17 protein-coding genes and 1 riboswitch are annotated in these 18,014 nt (G+C 38.9%); of the genes, 8 read left to right on the top strand and 9 right to left on the bottom strand.

The annotated features are described in order from the left end of the window. The first annotated feature begins 116 nt into the window (after positions 1-116). The 3 genes from ACP8HG_RS01725 to ACP8HG_RS01715 all read left to right on the top strand — a co-directional run bounded on the left by ACP8HG_RS01725 (position 117) and on the right by ACP8HG_RS01715 (position 2,494). Positions 117-1,394, top strand: a complete 1,278-nt coding sequence (locus ACP8HG_RS01725; protein WP_438298110.1) for an erythromycin esterase family protein — start codon at positions 117-119, stop codon at positions 1,392-1,394. 75 nt (positions 1,395-1,469) lie between these two features. Beyond that, positions 1,470-1,619 (top strand): hypothetical protein, encoded by a 150-nt coding sequence (locus tag ACP8HG_RS01720; RefSeq protein WP_438298109.1) that lies wholly within the window; start codon positions 1,470-1,472, stop codon positions 1,617-1,619. A gap of 101 nt (positions 1,620-1,720) precedes the next feature. Next, positions 1,721-2,494 carry a hypothetical protein gene (locus ACP8HG_RS01715; RefSeq protein WP_438298108.1) on the top strand — a complete coding sequence of 258 codons (774 nt, stop codon included), beginning with the start codon at positions 1,721-1,723 and terminating at the stop codon, positions 2,492-2,494. A gap of 343 nt (positions 2,495-2,837) precedes the next feature. Here the strand turns inward: ACP8HG_RS01715 and ACP8HG_RS01710 are convergent, their stop codons facing one another. Both ACP8HG_RS01710 and ACP8HG_RS01705 read right to left on the bottom strand, forming a co-directional pair. After that, a complete protein-coding gene (locus ACP8HG_RS01710; RefSeq protein ID WP_438298107.1) occupies positions 2,838-3,320 on the bottom strand; it encodes a PaaI family thioesterase in 483 nt (160 codons plus the stop codon). 57 nt (positions 3,321-3,377) lie between these two features. Then, entirely contained in the window at positions 3,378-4,097 is a 720-nt protein-coding gene (locus ACP8HG_RS01705; RefSeq protein ID WP_438298106.1) for an AAA family ATPase, read from the bottom strand. A 124-nt stretch (positions 4,098-4,221) separates the two neighbouring features. Here ACP8HG_RS01705 and ACP8HG_RS01700 point away from each other — a divergent pair, with 124 nt between their 5' ends. From ACP8HG_RS01700 to pepF, 3 genes are all read left to right on the top strand, one after another. Beyond that, positions 4,222-4,665, top strand: coding sequence for a hypothetical protein (locus ACP8HG_RS01700; RefSeq protein WP_438298105.1), 444 nt, complete (start codon positions 4,222-4,224; stop codon positions 4,663-4,665). A 388-nt stretch (positions 4,666-5,053) separates the two neighbouring features. Then, complete coding sequence (locus ACP8HG_RS01695) at positions 5,054-5,359, top strand: hypothetical protein (RefSeq protein WP_438298104.1); 306 nt, start codon at positions 5,054-5,056, stop codon at positions 5,357-5,359. A gap of 110 nt (positions 5,360-5,469) precedes the next feature. Then, positions 5,470-7,302 carry an oligoendopeptidase F gene (pepF, locus tag ACP8HG_RS01690; RefSeq protein ID WP_187047187.1) on the top strand — a complete coding sequence of 611 codons (1,833 nt, stop codon included), beginning with the start codon at positions 5,470-5,472 and terminating at the stop codon, positions 7,300-7,302. Positions 7,303-7,469: 167 nt separating this feature from the next. Here the strand turns inward: pepF and ACP8HG_RS01685 are convergent, their stop codons facing one another. The 3 genes from ACP8HG_RS01685 to ACP8HG_RS01675 are packed head-to-tail and all read right to left on the bottom strand — an operon-like array spanning position 7,470 to position 9,974. After that, positions 7,470-8,282 carry a MetQ/NlpA family ABC transporter substrate-binding protein gene (locus tag ACP8HG_RS01685; protein WP_067213880.1) on the bottom strand — a complete coding sequence of 271 codons (813 nt, stop codon included), beginning with the start codon at positions 8,280-8,282 and terminating at the stop codon, positions 7,470-7,472. A gap of 17 nt (positions 8,283-8,299) precedes the next feature. After that, entirely contained in the window at positions 8,300-8,971 is a 672-nt protein-coding gene (locus ACP8HG_RS01680; RefSeq protein ID WP_067207239.1) for a methionine ABC transporter permease, read from the bottom strand. Beyond that, positions 8,961-9,974 (bottom strand): methionine ABC transporter ATP-binding protein, encoded by a 1,014-nt coding sequence (locus ACP8HG_RS01675; protein ID WP_438298103.1) that lies wholly within the window; start codon positions 9,972-9,974, stop codon positions 8,961-8,963. The genes ACP8HG_RS01680 and ACP8HG_RS01675 overlap by 11 nt, the downstream gene beginning before the upstream one ends. Before the next feature lie 105 nt (positions 9,975-10,079). Further along, a riboswitch (SAM riboswitch) is annotated at positions 10,080-10,190 on the bottom strand. A 501-nt stretch (positions 10,191-10,691) separates the two neighbouring features. Here ACP8HG_RS01675 and ACP8HG_RS01670 point away from each other — a divergent pair. Beyond that, entirely contained in the window at positions 10,692-11,861 is a 1,170-nt protein-coding gene (locus ACP8HG_RS01670; protein WP_187047185.1) for a pyridoxal phosphate-dependent aminotransferase, read from the top strand. 293 nt (positions 11,862-12,154) lie between these two features. Here the strand turns inward: ACP8HG_RS01670 and ACP8HG_RS01665 are convergent, their stop codons facing one another. Further along, complete coding sequence (locus tag ACP8HG_RS01665; protein WP_187047184.1) at positions 12,155-13,006, bottom strand: GNAT family N-acetyltransferase; 852 nt, start codon at positions 13,004-13,006, stop codon at positions 12,155-12,157. A 366-nt stretch (positions 13,007-13,372) separates the two neighbouring features. On the opposite strand from ACP8HG_RS01665, the gene ACP8HG_RS01660 reads away from it, so the two are divergent. Continuing rightward, entirely contained in the window at positions 13,373-13,855 is a 483-nt protein-coding gene (locus ACP8HG_RS01660; RefSeq protein ID WP_438298102.1) for a uracil-DNA glycosylase, read from the top strand. A 128-nt stretch (positions 13,856-13,983) separates the two neighbouring features. Here the strand turns inward: ACP8HG_RS01660 and ACP8HG_RS01655 are convergent, their stop codons facing one another. The 3 genes from ACP8HG_RS01655 to ACP8HG_RS01645 are packed head-to-tail and all read right to left on the bottom strand — an operon-like array spanning position 13,984 to position 18,013. Further along, entirely contained in the window at positions 13,984-15,495 is a 1,512-nt protein-coding gene (locus ACP8HG_RS01655; RefSeq protein ID WP_255428679.1) for a sodium:solute symporter family protein, read from the bottom strand. Positions 15,496-15,521: 26 nt separating this feature from the next. Then, complete coding sequence (locus tag ACP8HG_RS01650; protein WP_438298101.1) at positions 15,522-16,274, bottom strand: SDR family NAD(P)-dependent oxidoreductase; 753 nt, start codon at positions 16,272-16,274, stop codon at positions 15,522-15,524. Next, positions 16,274-18,013, bottom strand: a complete 1,740-nt coding sequence (locus tag ACP8HG_RS01645; protein ID WP_438298100.1) for a methyl-accepting chemotaxis protein — start codon at positions 18,011-18,013, stop codon at positions 16,274-16,276. The genes ACP8HG_RS01650 and ACP8HG_RS01645 overlap by 1 nt, the downstream gene beginning before the upstream one ends. Position 18,014: the final 1 nt, after the last annotated feature.

Here is an 18,014-nt window from a genome sequence, read left to right as displayed (position 1 = left end):
CATTATTGCAATTGTCTGTCATACAATTTCAATTCATTTTGTTTAACTATCATAGGCTACGATGTGAATAGTTGGGTATACTTCCATAATACATTGCAGGAAATGGGGTTATCCAATTGAAGTTCACACTTGAGGAAGCCGTTAAAAATTATGCACTCCCGTTTCAATCTGATGCGGATCTTTCAACAATAATCGAAGCCATAGGTGATGCAAAAATCGTCTTATTAGGAGAAGCAAGCCATGGGACATCAGAATTCTACACAGTCCGGGCTAAGCTGTCCAAAATGCTAATTGAACAGAAAGGGTTTTCAGCCATTGCGGTCGAAGGTGATTGGCCATCCGCTCAGCATGTTAATCGCTATATAAAAGGATATAACGAAAGTAAAGATGATGCACAAGAAGTATTGAAAGCTTTCGGCAGATGGCCGACGTGGATGTGGGCTAATGAAGAGATTGCGGAGTTTGTCGACTGGTTGAAAATTCATAATGACAAAAGGATTCCCGATCAAAAAATCGGATTTTACGGAATCGATATGTATAGTCTTTGGGAATCGATGGAGGAAATTATCCGTTACTTAACAGAATCCAATCCCGCGGGTGCCGATCTTGAACTAGCTAAAAAAGCTTTTTCCTGCTTCGAACCTTTCAACGGCATGCCAGACCATTATGCAATTTCCACAGCTCACTTTTCACAAGTTTGCATTGACGAAGTGAGTGATTTATTATCGTCCATTCGCTCGCACAATAAACACTATAAAGACGATCAGGAAACCACTTTAAATTTAAAAGTGAATGCACTCGTGACTAAAAACGCCGAAAAATATTACCGTGCCATGCTCCAAGACAACGCACTTTCCTGGAATATTCGCGATGAACATATGGTTGAAGCGATAAATGAAGTAATGAATCATTATGGAGAAAATGCAAAGATCATCGTTTGGGAACATAATACGCATATTGGAGACGCCCGTGCAACAACAATGCAGGAGGACGGAATGCTCAACGTCGGTCAATTACTGCGAGAACAATTTATGAAAGAAGATGTCTATGCAGTAGGATTCGGAACGCATCGGGGCACCGTCATCGCAGCTGAACAATGGGGAGTACCTTTCGAGCTAATAGAAGTCCCTCCCGCTCGTCAACATTCATGGGAAGATTTAGTACACAAGTCTGGCGCTTTCAATAAACTATTCGTTTTCAATGAAGATAACCGACACTATTTCACCGGTTGGATTGGCCATCGAGCGATTGGGGTCGTCTACAATCCTGAATACGAGAAATTTGGTAACTATGTACCATCTCAAATCGGAAATCGATATGATGCTTTTATATTTATTGATCAAACAAAAGCACTAGAACCGCTGGATGTAGGGGTAACGGTTACTGGAATATGACGTTTTAATAACGGGTTCTCTTTCGGGAGACAAAACAAGTAAATAACAATCGAAACCGCAGACCTATTCGTATTAATGAATAGGTCTTATTTTATTGTCACTAAAGTATTGTTTGCAATTTCAACTTACCGAGTGGCATCATTTTCAGCAAATACAGTGAAAATCCAAATAAATATCTACTTCATTTTTTCAAGTGGTGGGAAAAATAAAACCGCGGCAATGTAATACCTGCCACTGTTCATGAAATCACTGTTAAAAAGGGATGGGTGGGGCTAAGTATGATTTTATGGTAAAATTATCAAAAAGAAGTGAGGTTGGGCACGAATATGCAAACTGGAATAAGGAGTGTAATTGTCAGAAAATTAATCACAACGTTTGTTGCCACAACTATTTTTTCGGCACCGTTTGGTTTTTTCAATATTGGTGGTAGTTCCGAAATTATATATAATCAAGGAAATCAATTTATCGCTTGGTTCTTCATTTTCTCAATGTATATAGGAGTTATTATTCTGATTTACGGAAACTTGGTATCTATTGGAATAGAGCATTTGCAAAGAAAATGGTTCCCGCGACAAGATTGGTTATATGTATTAATTCTTGGTGTTTTTGGATTAGCAAACGGACTATTTTTTCAAGAAATATCACTTGCATTTTATGGTATGTTGGCTGCAATTCTATATGCAGTTATCGACAAGTGGTTATACAAAAGAAATACAAAGAACAAGAGTGTTAAACTATTTTTTCTTATTCCTTTAGCTTCGCTTTTAATAATTTGGGGATATTTTCAATTTACTTCTCCACCTATGCCTCCCTTTACAATAGAAGATGCGGTTACATTTGCAACTTCTGGTGAAGGTACCACAATAGACTATTTCCCTAAAGAAATTAGTGCATGGGAAGGTACCATTGATGGTTATGAAGTTAAAAGAGAAACCAGTGCAATAGAAATTGGAGATGAAATTTATACAGTTACCTTTACGGAAAATTGGAGAAAAGGAACTGTAAAGGGTTCGTGGACTTTTTCTTATAAAGTTGAACGAGGAAGTTCAACTGCTACCCGTGATAAAGGCAATATGCCACCATACTATGGAAAGTATTAAATGCAATCTGAAAAAGCACAAAAAATGAACACTAAAATAGTGCTCATCATAATGTTATTTCGTTGTGCCAACATGACAATAAGAAAAGCAAAGAGCGACACAACGAATTTAATCGTTGTGCCGTCCTATATATGATTAGATATTTTCACTTTCAAAGCTGCTCTTGCGCAACTTAAAAATCTCCATTTCATTTCTAACTGTTTTATGGGATGAGAATTCAAGTTCTTCTTTGATGGTATAATTTGATTCCCCACCACACATATATTTGACAATGACTTTCTATTTTTCAAATCCAAAAAGCTGACTGCACGCGGCAATCAGCTCTCCACATTTCGCTATTCCATTAGTTAGCAGCAAATGTTGCTGGCATGACAACAGCAACAACTTCCCCTGTTGCTACAACTGTGTCGTCTGCAAATACTTCAACAGACACCTTAAATTTCTTCGGATGAATTTCTTCCACCTTCCCCACCGCTTTTAACAATGTTCCTTGCTTAGTTGGTTTCATATAATTCACGTTCAATGACGCTGTGACGAAACGCGGAGGTTCTTCTCCACTGCCTGGCTCATGCCCGTTTTTCCGGTGCAGTGTAAGTGCAGCCGATCCCGTCCCATGACAATCAACAAACGATGCAATCAACCCTCCATAAACAAATCCTGGAATTGCAATATGCTTCGATGATGGTTCATAATACGTTACCGACTCTTCCCCTTGCCAGCCCGTTCGGAAATGATAACCATCTTCATTTAAGCGCCCACAACCGAAACACCAAGCGAAATCATCCGGATAGTCATCTTGAATTGCGTGTACTACTTCGTTAGTCATATCACTTTTCCCCCATTCCACTTTCCAACATAGTCATTATAACATTCTGACAATCCATTAATCCTCTAAAATATCTTTTAGAAACTTTTCTCGATGATCAAGGAAATATTTTGTAATCTGATAATGCTCTGTCATTTCATATTCAGTTTCCTTTATATCTCCATCATCAAAACTCAAAATTGTCGCATCGGGATAGCCTAAAATTATAGGCGAATGTGTTGCAATGATGAACTGACAATTTTCTTCCTGGACAAGATCATGCATAATACGTAGAAACGACAGCTGCCTTTGCGGTGACAATGCAGCTTCCGGCTCATCGAGTAAGTAAATCGCCTTTCCATTGAATCGATTTAAAAATAATGACAGAAATGATTCACCATGGGACTGTTCATGCAATGATTTCCCTCCATAGCTATTAAGAGCGGCAGGGCCTAACCCATCGATATGGGAAGCAAAATGATAAAAAGATTCAGCCCGTAAAAAGAATCCGTTCGTCACTTTCGGCATCCATGACAAGCGAAGATAATCACTTAATGCACTTTCAGACGCATCTACTTCATATGTATTATTCCTCCCTCCACCTGCCGCATTAAACCCGCATAAATCCGCAATCCCCTCTAGCAGTGTCGATTTCCCTGAACCATTTTCCCCCACAAAAAATGTAACACTATTCGTTAAATCCAATTCCGTTAGCGATTGAATTGAAGGAATAGAAAATGGATACTCCTCCTTTGATTGCGACTCTTTTTGAAGAAGTGTTATTTTTTTCAAAAACATTTGATTATGTCCCCTTTCTATAAATTTCTCTGTATAATTCTGCATAGATTACTAAGGTACAAGCTTGATCCCCAACATCTTCATCCGCGTATACTAAAGAAATGAATTACAGGAGGAATAGTAAATGAAAATAAGGGCAGTATTATTGATTGCGATTATGATCATGGGCACATATGCGATGATCCAAGTTTTCCTGGGCTATGATAAGAAAGAGGTTGCGAAGGTTCTTGGCACTCCGGATTCCCATTTTAGTGTAATGACTTTTTCGGAGCCATCACTTTCAGGTGCCGCCCCAAAGATTTGGAATATTAATGATGAATCTGAAATTGAAGGCTTACTTGAATTCCTTCAAGATTACCATGTCCGAAAATTAAAACCCGAAAAAATCAACAAGATTGATAATATCAATCAGTTCATTATTAATTTAACAGATAATAATGGAGACAACTTTAGCATTATTGTAAATGAAGATCTAATTATCCAAAACTCTTCGCTCTATTACGAAGTCGTTGACGGTCCACTAGACGTAGATTGGATTGTTCAGTTTTTCATCAGTAATAAAATTTAACCTATCCAATGCCTGGGGCAAGATAGTCATCTATTCTTGTCCTTTTTTAAAAACAAGAAAGTACAAGTCTTTCACTTAGACCATTGTTTAGACTCCAGCGCTTTTCTTATGCGTATATTTAAGTGGATCAACCCGGAAAATTGATAACTTTTGGAGCAATCGTCCATAGTATTTGTCTTCTTTTTTATATTCAGAAATTGCTCCGCCAGCCACCCTGAGATAAGTAACACAATACCATTGATAATTAGTTCTTTCATTATTTCAACATATATAGACTGATATTCATAAATAATTCACTGATTCGTATTTATACTTACGTCTATATCCCATTGAAGTTTCACACTTCGTATATACTTATAAGAACTGTACTTAAAAGGAGCTAACTAACATGGAATTTAAAAGCATCGATGAACAAGTCATTCAAAAATATCAACAAGATGAGCAGCTAATGATTCGGTTGTTTGTACAATGGTGTGCTAATAATGAAGTGAACCCGCATGAGTTATATAGCCGTGCACACCCAGACCAACAAGAAAATGAGACAATGAAGAAAATAGTTGAGGAAGCTAAATTTGAAGAAGAAATCGACATTGATAACGAAACAATGCTGGATGTCCTACAACTTTTCGGCAATGATGATCTTGCTTTTATCCTAACAGATGAAATCGAACGTCTTTCAAAAAAGCAAAAATAACACATACTATCTGAAAGTTGTCAAAAAAGGGATTTGTTTTTTTACTTTTACCCTATTCTACTATATACTATTATTTAGTTCGACATCCGTAATAAAAGGGAGAGATTAGATTGGTAAAGAGTATGCCGCTGCGTTCAGAAGTAAAGACAGAAGAAACATGGAATCTGCAAGACCTTTTCAAAACAGAAGAGGAATATGATGCTGCGATAATTGAATTGGTAAAAGAAGTCGATGCATTTGCCGAAAAATTCAATGGCAACATTAGAGATGCTAAATCAGTAATAGAGGCATTGGAAGGCTTTGCGGCTGTTTATGAAAAAGTGGTTCCTGTTGGCACGTATACGAGTTTGTCATCAAGTACAGACCAAACGGATGACGAAGCACAAATGCGCTCAAGCAAGTTTGGTTCCACTGCCGCAAAAATAAACAGCAAACTATCATTTGTCAACAGTCAACTTTCTGAATTACCCATTGATGTTTTGGAAGATGCAATGAAACAGTCAGGTGATTTTAAAAATTACTTGGAGAAATTGATTCGCAAAAAAGAGTACCAATTGCATCCTGAAGTTGAGAAAACTTTAGCTGCCTTCTCTTCCACATTCGCCGGGCCATATGGCTTGTATAACACGACAAAAATGGTGGATATGGCATTTGATGATTTCGAAGTCGACGGGAAAAGTTATCCGTTAAGCTATGTGTCCTTCGAAGGTGACTGGGAGGGCGAAACGGATACCGCCAAACGCCGTGCTGCATTCGATGCATTCTCAGCTAAGTTAAAAGACTATCAACATACAACTGCAAAAACATATGACATGCATTTACAAACGGAAAAAACAACAGCTGACCTAAGAGGGTATAATTCGATTTTCGATTACTTATTGTTCACCCAAGAAGTCGATAAGTCCATGTATGACCGTCAAATTGATTTAATCACAAAAGAACTTGCACCTCACATGCGGAAGTACGCGAAACTTCTGCAAAAAGTCCATGGACTTGATAAAATGACGTTTGCCGACTTGAAAATCTCGCTTGATCCAACATACGAACCAAAAATCACCGTAGATGAATCGAAGAAATATATTGATGATGCCCTTGCTATAATGGGTACTGATTACATGGAGATGGTGGATCGTTCATACAAAGAACGATGGATTGATTTCGCTCAAAACAAAGGTAAATCAACAGGAGCATTCTGTTCCAGCCCTTATGGCAACCATCCATATATCCTTATTTCATGGACAGGTAGTATGAATGATGTATTCGTCTTAGCTCATGAATTAGGGCATGCGGGTCATTTCTACAATGCAAATCGAGAGCAAAACGTATTCAATGCACGCCCATCACTATATTTCATCGAAGCACCTTCGACGATGAATGAAATGCTCGTGGCTAACCACCTATTAGAAAACTCAAATGATCCGAAATTCAAGCGTTGGGTTATTTCATCAATCGTTGCACGCACGTACTACCATAACTTTGTAACGCACTTACTAGAAGCTGCCTACCAACGAAAAGTCTATGAACGCATTGACGCAGGCGGAAGTGTCAACGCCGGTGTATTGAACAACTTGAAACGCGGCGTGCTTGAAGAGTTCTGGGGAGATGATGTGGAGATTAATGAAGGCGCGGAACTTACATGGATGCGTCAGCCACACTACTACATGGGCTTGTATCCATACACATACAGTGCTGGACTCACAATCTCCACTCAAGTATCTAAACGTGTCCTTGAAGAAGGTCAGCCTGCTGTCGATGAATGGCTCGAAGTATTGAAAGCTGGTGGTACAAAATCCCCTGCTGAACTGTCAAAAATGGCAGGTGTCGATATTACAACAGAAAAACCATTGCGTGACACAATCGCTTATATCGGTGATTTGATTGATCAGCTAGTTGTGTTGACGGAAGAAATTGAGGCAAACGAAACGGCTAACGTTTCACAATAAAACAAAAGCGCAAATGCCTGTTCAGAGGCGCTTGAGTCTAGACGTGAAATATCAGCTTTCGCAGGTTATCCACTGTACAAGATTTTATAATTTCCTAGGCAGGAAGAACAAAAAAGCTGACGAAACCGTAATGGTCTCGTCAGCTTTTTGACGTTGTTAATTAGATTTTACTTCATCCACTCTGGTTTACCAAAGCCTTCAAAATCTGAATCAATTACTTTTTCAAATTCTGCTGATTCTACTATTTCAATAATATCTTTAGCAAATTGCTTATCAATGTTTTCCGTTTTTACAGCAACTACGTTTCTGTATATATCAAGCATGTCCTCTAGTGCTAGCGCATCTAATAAATTCATACTTGCAGCCAAGGCAAAGTTTCCAGGAACTGCCGCTAAATCAGTACCGTCAACTGAACGTGGAAGCTGACCCGCTTCGATTGGCTGAAACACCAAGTTCTTCTTATTCATTGTTACATCTTTTTCAGATACTTTTAGCACTTCTGCATTTGGATCTAATTCAATTAGACCTTCATCCTGTAACACTAAAAGGGCGCGGGCTCCATTAACAGGATCGTTTGGAATGGTAACTTTTGCTCCATCCTCAATAGCTTCAATTGTCTTGAATTTATTCGAATAAATGCCCATTGGAGCTGTTGGTACGATAATAAGTGGTGATAATTCAGCTTCCGTTTCTTTAACGACATTTTCTAAATAAGTCGTGTTTTGGAACAGGTTTGCATCAATATCGCCACTTGCCAGTGCATTGTTCGGCTGAATATAATCACTAAACTCAATTAGTTCAACTTTATATCCCTTTTCTTCAAGTCCAGGAATAATCGCCTTTTTCAACATATCACTATATGGTCCAGCGGTTGCACCAATTTTCACAGATTTGTCATCCGAAGCTTTTTCTTTGCCACCACAAGCAGCTAGTGCGGTTCCAACTACAAGTACTAATACAACTAATAGAAACTTTTTCATAATTTTCTCTCTCCCCATCATCGTTTATCAATTACTTTTGAAATCCGATCTCCTGCAAACTGAATTACTTGTACAAATAGTATTAATATCACCACGGTCACTACCATTATTGTATTGTCGTAACGATAGTAGCCGAATCGAATTGCTAAATCCCCGATTCCGCCACCACCAACAACACCAGCCATTGCTGAATAGGCGACTAAACTAATTACTGTAAGTGTCACGCCTTGAATAATACTTGTTTTTGCTTCAGGCAATAGTACATCTTTGATAATCATCCACGGAGTTGCACCAACAGCGATTGCAGCTTCGATAACACCTTTATCAATCTCTCTTAGTGAAGTCTCCACAATTCTTGCGAAAAAAGGGATTGCTGCCGCAGATAATGAAACACTAGCAGCCCCAGGGCCAATCGGAGTACCTACTATTAAAATCGTTAAAGGGATTAACGCGACGAGTAAAATAATAAACGGCACAGAACGGACCATATTGACGATAAAGCCAATAACTGAGTTCAATGCCCGATTTTCTAAAAATAAGCCTTTATCGGTAGTGAACAGCAAAATCCCTAGCGGAAGCCCAATAACAAGTGCGATAACGAGAGAAATACTTATCATATAAAGTGTTTCCCCAAATGCTTTTGTAATATCAGGCATTAACTCTATAACGTGTTGTAAATCAATTCCCATTGTCAATTACCTCCACTTGAGCAGCTCGTGATGACATATAGGCAATTGCCTTTTCTATTTCGTCATCCTCGCCTTTTAGTTCCATCAGGAAAGTACCGAGTGGCCTTTCTTGAATATATTCAATGGAGCCGTGTAGGAAATTACCTTGTATAGTAAATTGCTGCACAGTATCTGAGATAATTCCATCGCCTGCGACATCACCTTTAAACATGACTTTGACCAGTTTGCCCGTGCACTTGCTCAAAATTATTGACGGCACATCAAATGACACAACACTACTAATAAATTCTTTCGTCAATTCTTCTTGAGGATCTGAAAATATATCATATACTTGTCCTTCTTCAATCACTTTTCCATCTTGCATAATTGCCATGCGATCACAAATTTCTTTCACGACATTCATCTCGTGTGTTATTAGAACGATTGTAATCTGTAATTCTTTATTTATTTTCTTCAACAGCCTTAAAATAGATAGCGTCGTATTTGGATCTAATGCAGATGTTGCTTCATCACACAGTAACACTGAAGGATTATTCGCTAGTGCTCGGGCAATACCTACCCGCTGCTTCTGGCCACCACTCAGCTGCGCAGGATAAACATCCCGTTTATCCGAGAGGCCAACCATTTCTAGTAAGTCCGTTACCCGAGCGTTTATTTTATTGGCAGGCGTTTTGGCTGCCCGTAAAGCAAATGCTATATTTTCATATACTGTCTTTTGGCTGATTAAATAAAAGTGTTGAAAAATCATTCCTATTTTCAGACGTGCCTGACGGAGATTATTCCCCCGTAACTTCATCAAATTTAATCCATCTACTAAGATCGTTCCGCTCGTTGGTTTTTCCAACAAATTTAGACAACGGATAAGAGAACTCTTCCCTGCACCTGAGTAACCTACGATTCCGAAAATTTCTCCTGTGTTAATGTCGAGTGAGACATTATCAACACCAGTCACGATTCTCTCTTTTGTTTTGTATACTTTTGATACGTTTTGAATTTGAATCATGCAATTCTCCTCTTTCTATAAATAGAAGTACGAAATCTCAGATGTCTGACCATATAAAAATGCTTCTCTCATATATGAAAGAAGCACCGAAAATAAAAAGGTTTCAGCTCATCTTTCAGAATGAAATTCACTCTGTAGGAGTTAGCACCTTCCTTACATTACGCAAGGGGTTGCTGGACGTCATCGGGCCTATCCCTCAGTCTCTCTTGATAAGTACCATTATGTAATTATTTTGATTGATAAGTTTCATATTAGTATGTCTCAATAAGATTGTCAACATAATATGTTCTGATATATAACAATTTATTATCATTTTCATTTCATTCCATGTATACTGACAATAAGAAAAGCGGAAGGCGCCGTCTAGACGCGACAGGCATAAGTCGATCCAGGGGAAGGCAGTCTAAGAGCGCGACGTCCTGTCGCAACGACTGCATACCTGCATCCTTGCAGGCACGACGTGGCGCTCTTTGCCACATAGCTGGATTGCTTTCAAGGAACCTAGCCTAAGTACGCCGCGTCCTGCGGCAATGGCTAGGTGACCCACTTCCTGTGGGCCTCCGAGCGGCTGGCTCCTGGAGCTAGACAATAAGAAAAGCGCAAGCGCCTTGGTAGACCCGACAAGCGCTGGAGTCTAGATACTGCTCCAAGTGAAAAACTTATACTATCTTACTCTTTTACACTAAAGATTGGATTACATAGAAGAGAGGTTATTACATGGCACTATCAAATCGACTCAAGAACCTACCACCGCACTTTTTCGCATCACTTGTTCGAAACGTACAAGAAGCACTTTCTGAAGGACGCGACGTTATTAACTTGGGGCGTGGAAATCCCGATCAACCGACACCTCCACATATTATAAAAGCACTCCAAGAAGCAGTCGAAGATCCAACAACACATGGATACTCCCCTTTCAGAGGGACTGCCGAATTAAAACAGGCTGTTGCTGACTTTTATAAACGAGAATACGATGTTCATATTGATCCTAAAACAGAGGTAGCGATTCTATTTGGAACAAAACCTGGATTGGTCGAGTTACCCCTCGCGATTATGAACGAAGATGAATTACTTTTATTGCCGGATCCGGGATATCCCGATTATTTATCGAGTGTAAGCTTAGCCAATATTAAATACGATTTAATGCCATTACTTGCAGAAAACGATTTTTTACCTGATTACTCTGCTCTTTCCGATGAACAAAAGAAGCAAGCAAAATTAATGTATTTGAACTATCCAAATAACCCAACAAGCGCAACAGCCACACTTCCATTTTTCGAAGAAACGATTGCTTTGGCAAAAGACAATGATATTGCAATTTTGCATGACTTTGCCTATGGTGGAATCGGTTTTGACGGTGCGAAACCTGTCAGTTTCCTGCAAGCAGAAGGTGCAAAAGAAGTTGGAATTGAAATGTACACATTGTCAAAAACGTATAATATGGCGGGATGGCGGGTCGGTTTTGCCATCGGTAATGCCGATATTATCGAAGCAATCAGCTTATTGCAGGATCATTTATTCATAGATATATTCCCAGCAATTCAGCGCGCAGCAACAGAGGCATTATCGGGAAGCCAGGATTGTGTGGATGAGCTCGTTTCACTTTACGAAAGCCGCCGGAATGTCTTAATTTCCGAATGTAAACGAATCGGTTGGGATGTCATCGCGCCCGCTGCATCTTTCTTCGCTTGGTTACCTGTACCAGAAGGATATACAAGCGAATCATTCACCAAGTTACTATTAGACAAAGCAGACATTGCCGTAGCACCGGGCCATGCTTTTGGAAGGTATGGTGAAGGATATATACGTGTTGGCTTATTGGAAAGTGAAGACCGTTTAAAAGAAGCAGTTGCACGAATTGAAAAACTCGATATTTTTTCACGATAAAATAATTTAATTTGAATTTCATATCAAAAAAGCCAGGAGTTTTCTATTCTTGGCTTTTTTGACATGAAATATTCTTAGTTCGTTAGAAACATTGAAAAGAGCGAATATCATTTGGACTTATCACATGATGGATCCAGCCACGCCTTCTTCTCTGTACTTTCCAGCTAGTTATTGTGATTGTTTGTGTCATATTTATCTTCTAGTTTCGGAATTAATTTTTCCCATATCAGATATTTTCATATAAATTTCGATCAACTATGTGATTCAGATTTCCTATAAAGATCACACCTTTTTCATTTCAAGCTAAATCCAATCTGTATAGAATCTGCAATTCTCTTGTAGCCGATCTCTTGGTAGATTTTATTTGCTGTCGGATTCATCAAATCAGTGTAAAGCACACAAAAATCATATTTTTTTAGAAGTTCCTTTGTTCCAGCTGCTACCATCGTCCGCGCGTAGCCTTTCTTTCGCTCTTCCTTTGGTGTAAATACAAGGGAGACAGTTACGCCATGATTTGTCGGTCGGGCTTTTTTCATCATGGAAACTACTTTGCCATTATCCTCCCACAAAAATACTTCCTGTTCGGCTACAAATGATGCAACTCGACTTTTCACATCTTCCACTGCTGTTAGCGGAAGTCCTGCATCTTCCTCAAACAAGTTGAACCACATCTCAATGAGTGAACAATCATCCGTATTTGCCAAACGCCAAGAGCCTGGACTGTGTTCAAGTGTTTCATCTATATTATCTAATCGATACAATCCCTGGTCCATCATCAATTGAGGATACACACTTGTTTTCACTTCCCATTTCTTACTGAAGAGGAATGCCCACGGTTTTAAACCTATGATGGAACTAATTTCAATTTTAAGTTCCAATAGGTTTCTTATTAACAAATCCATACATTCTTCCAAACGGCTTTCATCCGTAAAAATTAGGTTTAACGGATGTGGATAGGTCATTTGAAATAAGGCTAGCACCTGCCCCTCCTCTTCAATCGTCGCCATAAACGGCTTCTCGTATCGGCCAGCTTTAATTGCCTGCAATACACCGAAAAAAAGACTGTATACATCTTCCCTTTTACCTAAAACAGGTTCAGCTTTCAATGCAAATTTTTGCACATCTTGATAACGTCTAAACTCCATCCCCACACCCCATTCACATAAAAATAATAAACATCGAAATATTATAACAATTCTACCACATTTAACCTATATGCTGTGACTCTGATTGAAATCCATTGGTTAGTGGAAAGCTCTCCTTATTGCACTGGAAATTATAAAGCTTCCCTGGGGATAATCTGCAAATTGGCCTAGAATGTTGCCACAGGTTGTGTTGTACTAAGGCTGCGTTCTTCTGTTACAGGCGCTTCCTCTTTTTTTTTTGCAAATAAACGTCAAAGTGAGCTGAAAATAATGCCTGTCTTCTGTCCAAAAATGTTATTGGAGGAGCCAACCCCTGATCACCTTGTAAATTGCCAGGAATGCGGCCTTTATGAACAAGGGACACGGATGGTATGGGGTGAAGGTAATCCAGCGGCCCCGATTATGATTATTCTTGACAATCCCGGAGCACGTGAAGATCGTGAAGCCGAGTCATTTGTTTGTGGAACGCGGCAAACGCTACAAGAAGTTGCAAATGAAGCTGGCTTGAAAATAGATGATCTGTATGTCACTTTTATACTAAAAAGGAAGCCCGTTCGAGCATACGACAAAGAATTAGTACGTCAAATTTGTATGAGGCATTTAGAACAGCAGCTTACAGAAAAAAAGCCTACTCTCATTCTTTGTTTAGGAAATGTAGCCGTTCAGTCTTTTTTTCAAAATCCTGAAGCCGAAGTGAAGTCAATGCGGAGTAGTTGGCACGATATACGTGGATTCCAAACAGCGGTCGCCTACCATCCACTTGCAGTTAGACGACGTCCAAACTTACGTAACTTATTTTTGGAGGACTTGACTTTCGTTGCGGATCGCTTTCATTCTTTAGACCTCTAGCTACGATATGAAGTTTTTGTAATCCAATATTACTATTAGAAAAATATTTATGTTTGATAAATTAATCAGATATGGTAGATAGAATTCAAAAAAACAGGACACACAATTAAGCATGTCCTGTTACCAACTCAGATATTTGGTTGTTTTGAAGTATTCAATATTTCTAGTTCTTCTTTACTTCCAACGTGATCAAGTTCTTTATTTTTTTCAATTTCATGCATGTCAAGAACGTGTTGGGTAGGTGGGATTAATAGACTTATTACAATAATTGTCACTCCAGAAAAAATCACACCTGAGAAAACAGGCGTTAGCCACAATTCGCCCAACAAGCCCAAAAACCCATCCGATTGAATTTTCGGCCCAGGAACGTGAGTAAGTGACGTAATAATATAATATACGAGTCCAACAGATATACTTGCCCATACAGCCGGAGTACTTACCCGCTTCCAAAATGGGCCTAAAACGATTGGCCAGAACAATGTAACAAATACAACATCCCATGCTAAATAGGCTAAATCAATAACTTTTTGAGCACTTAGCGCCAGGATTAAACCTAACAATGCACTTGCAAGAATCACCATTCTTGAAAAAAACAATAGTTTTTTCGGATCAGGATTCTTATTAATAAAATCTAAATAAATATTTTTAGTAACAATTCCTGAGGTTGCTACATAACATGCCGCAACAGTTGACATACCCATCGCCGCCATCGCTGTTAAAAAGATAGCAGATAAAATAGGTGGGAAATAACCTTGTGCAAAAACAAGCATCAATGTTTCCGGATTGGAACTGTTCGGATAAATAGATTTAAATGCTTCCCCTAACATTCCAGGTATCCAACTAATAGCGATGATTACTGAACCTGCAATAATCATACTCAGCTGTGCGACACGCGGACTTTTTGCCGCTGCAACACGCTGACCTAAATCCACTGCGGGAATATCACCAAGAGCTAAAACTAAATAGAGTGTCCAGAATTCAACTCCACCTCTACTAAATAATTCATTTACATTCCACCAATCAGGGTTAAATGTAACATCGGGATAATAGAATAAAACAAATATAGTTATCCCGAGGATTCCCGCTACCGCTAGTGCCCCTTGAACAATTTCAGTGTAAGCGACAGCCCATAAGCCTCCAATAACGGAGTAGAGTGCCGTTAACGAAACAAATAATAGTGCGGCTGGAAGGAAATCGATTTGGAAAAGTTGTTGGATAATATAAGTACCCCCAACAGTGAGAGCCGCGGCATTGAAAATACCAAATGCTACCGCCATCACGATTCCCGTGTATGCTCCTAATCTTTTACTACCATATCTCAATCCGTAGTAGTCCGCTAGTGTCCATCCTCTTAATCTTCTTAGGGGCTTAGTCCAGATTAATGCCCCTAAAATCATACATGTACCTAGGCCGCCCATTGTTGCGGACCCTTCAAAGCCTCCACTTGTATAACCTGAGCCGACAGCAGCAAAAAAGAATGGAGCTGCTAATAACGCGGCAATTAAACTCCCAGTTACAACAGATAACGGCATACTCCAGCCCGCCACAATTAAATCTTCGGCAGTTTTGACGCGCTTATATCCTTTATAGCCAATGTAATAAATAAAAACTAAATATACACAAAATACGACGATATTCATCAATTCAAGTGCTCCTCATCTATCTTTTATCCGTTCATAACTACTCCACCGTTTGGAGTTAGTATTTGACCTGTATAAAAATCCGCATTTTCTGATGCTAAAAATAACACAGTTTTGGCGATTTCCTCAGGTTGTGCCAAGCGCTTTAGTGGATATTTCGCTGACTCTTCCGCGATATAGTTTTCACCGAACGCTTCGAGGATGCCAGTATGTGTTCCACTAGGCGCTACAGCGTTGACCAATATATTCGGTGCCAACTCTCTTGCCAAAGCTTTGGTAAAAGCATTAATACCGCCTTTTGCCGCTGAATAATGGGTAAATTCTTCACACCCTAGACTTCCTATATCTGAAGAGATGTTAATAATTTTACCTTTATTTTTTTCCTTCATTCTTTTCGCCGCTTCTCGGCAATTATAAAAGTTTCCGTAAAGATGAACCTTTATCATTTTGTCCCACTGCTCATCAGTTAAATCTGTAATAGGAGCATTCTGTGCAAACCCGGCATTGTTGACAAGAATATCAATTGCTCCTAGCTGGTTGTCCATATACTGAAACATATCCTGCACTTGTTTAGAGTCAGATACATCCGCACAATATTTTAGTGCATTCACGCCATGGTCCTTCGCTTGTAGACGAACTGTTTCCGCCTCTTGATCGCTGCCAATATAGTTTATTAGAATATTTGCTCCCTGTTCAGCAAAAGCTAAAGCAATTGCCTTGCCTATCCCCATACTAGAGCCTGTAATGAGAACATTTTTACCGGTAAGCTTTAAATCCATTAATCTTCACTCTCCAATTTAAAGTTTGTAATTAGGGACTGCAGCTTCTCCGCAGTTTGGCCTAATGAAGCAGATGCTTCTTTCACTTCTTGCATCGACACCAATTGTTCTTGTGTAGCTTGTGAGACATTCAATGAAAACTCGGTAGATTGTTGAGATGTTTTCTTAATATTATTAACGGATGCGACTACTTCTTCAGAGGATGCAGAAATTTCTTGAGATGCAGCAGAAATTTCCCGGATTTGATCTGCGACTTCATCTGCAGATTGTACAATCCTTTTAAATATCTCGCCTACTTCATTCGTATAATCCATTCCCACTCTTACGTCTTCTTTTCCTTTTTCCATCACGGTTACAGAGGCATTAGAATCCGTTTGAATCATATGAATTAGTTGGAAAATCTCTTTAGCCGACTGAGATGATTGTTCAGCTAAACGCCTTACTTCATCTGCAACGACAGCAAATCCTTTACCATGCTCACCAGCTCTGGCTGCTTCAATAGCAGCGTTTAGTGCTAACAAATTTGTTTGCTCTGCTATAGCAGTAATAATGTTCACAATGTCGCTAATCTTATTAGAATTAGCATGTAAACCATTAATAGTTTTCTCTATTTGTTCTACAGATGTATTAATTAATTGCATTTGATCAATCACCTGTTGGACAACCTTATTTCCTTGTTCAGCAGCAATTGAGGCCGTCAGAGACGATTCAGAAGCCGTATTGGCTGAATCAGCGATTTGTTGTATTCCCCCCGCTGTTTCTTCCATCGCAGCAGCTGTTTCTTCAGTCATCACCAAAGAAGTTTCAGCATTTTGAGCGATATTCTTCATTTCTTTTGAAACGTTTGTTGAACTAATATACGATTCTGTCGCATTCATAGTTAGCTGATTGGCTGATGATGCAACGTGATCAGATGTATTTCTAATGTTTAATATGACATGTTGCAATTTTGAAACCATTGTTTTTATCGATTGTGAAAGTTGTCCAACTTCATCATTTGTAATCTGAAGATCAACATCGTTCAATTCTCCATTTGCCACTTGGTCTGCAACAATGACCACTTTTTTAAGTGGTAATAAAAGCCGATCAATTGTAAAATACAGCAATACTAATAAGATTAAAATTCCGATTACTGCAATAATAATCTGTTTTGTAACACTTTTTTTAATGATGGTATCAATATAATCCGCAGAGTAATCAATTCCTAACACTGCAATTGTATTTCCGCTTTCATCTTTAAGAGGGCTGAAAACTGTTCGCCATGATCCGAATGAGTCCTCAAAAATAGTTGTTACCTCTGATTGATCATTTTTAATTGCGAGCTTAGCAGTATCTACATGAACAGGAGCAAGATCAGTAAACAATTCCCCCGCTTCATACGCTTCATTCAAATTTTCAGTATAGCCGATAGGAGTGACGCCATTATCCTCCATCTCCCATATATAACTCCAAAACATGATTCCCTGTTCTTCCCTTATGCCATCCAAGGTACTTTGCATTTTCAAAAATTCAGGATCGTCTTCCCCTTGAACTTTCAATAGACCATCTATATCTTTGGAATCTAGGTTCATGGCTGTCAATAAGCCAACACTTTTTAACTCTTGTTCTAGGTCATTTTCTAACTGGCCGTTCAATTGAGAAATACTTTGTGTCGTTAGAACAGAAAAAAGTGCTAAAACAATAATAGAAACTGTAAGTAAAAGTTTATACTTTAATGACATGTTTTTAAAAAAACTCATA

This window comes from Sporosarcina sp. FA15 (assembly GCF_051550195.1).
GTDB lineage: Bacteria > Bacillota > Bacilli > Bacillales_A > Planococcaceae > Sporosarcina > Sporosarcina psychrophila.
Note: the sequence above shows the minus strand (reverse complement) of the source record. Positions and strands in the feature narration are given on the sequence as shown.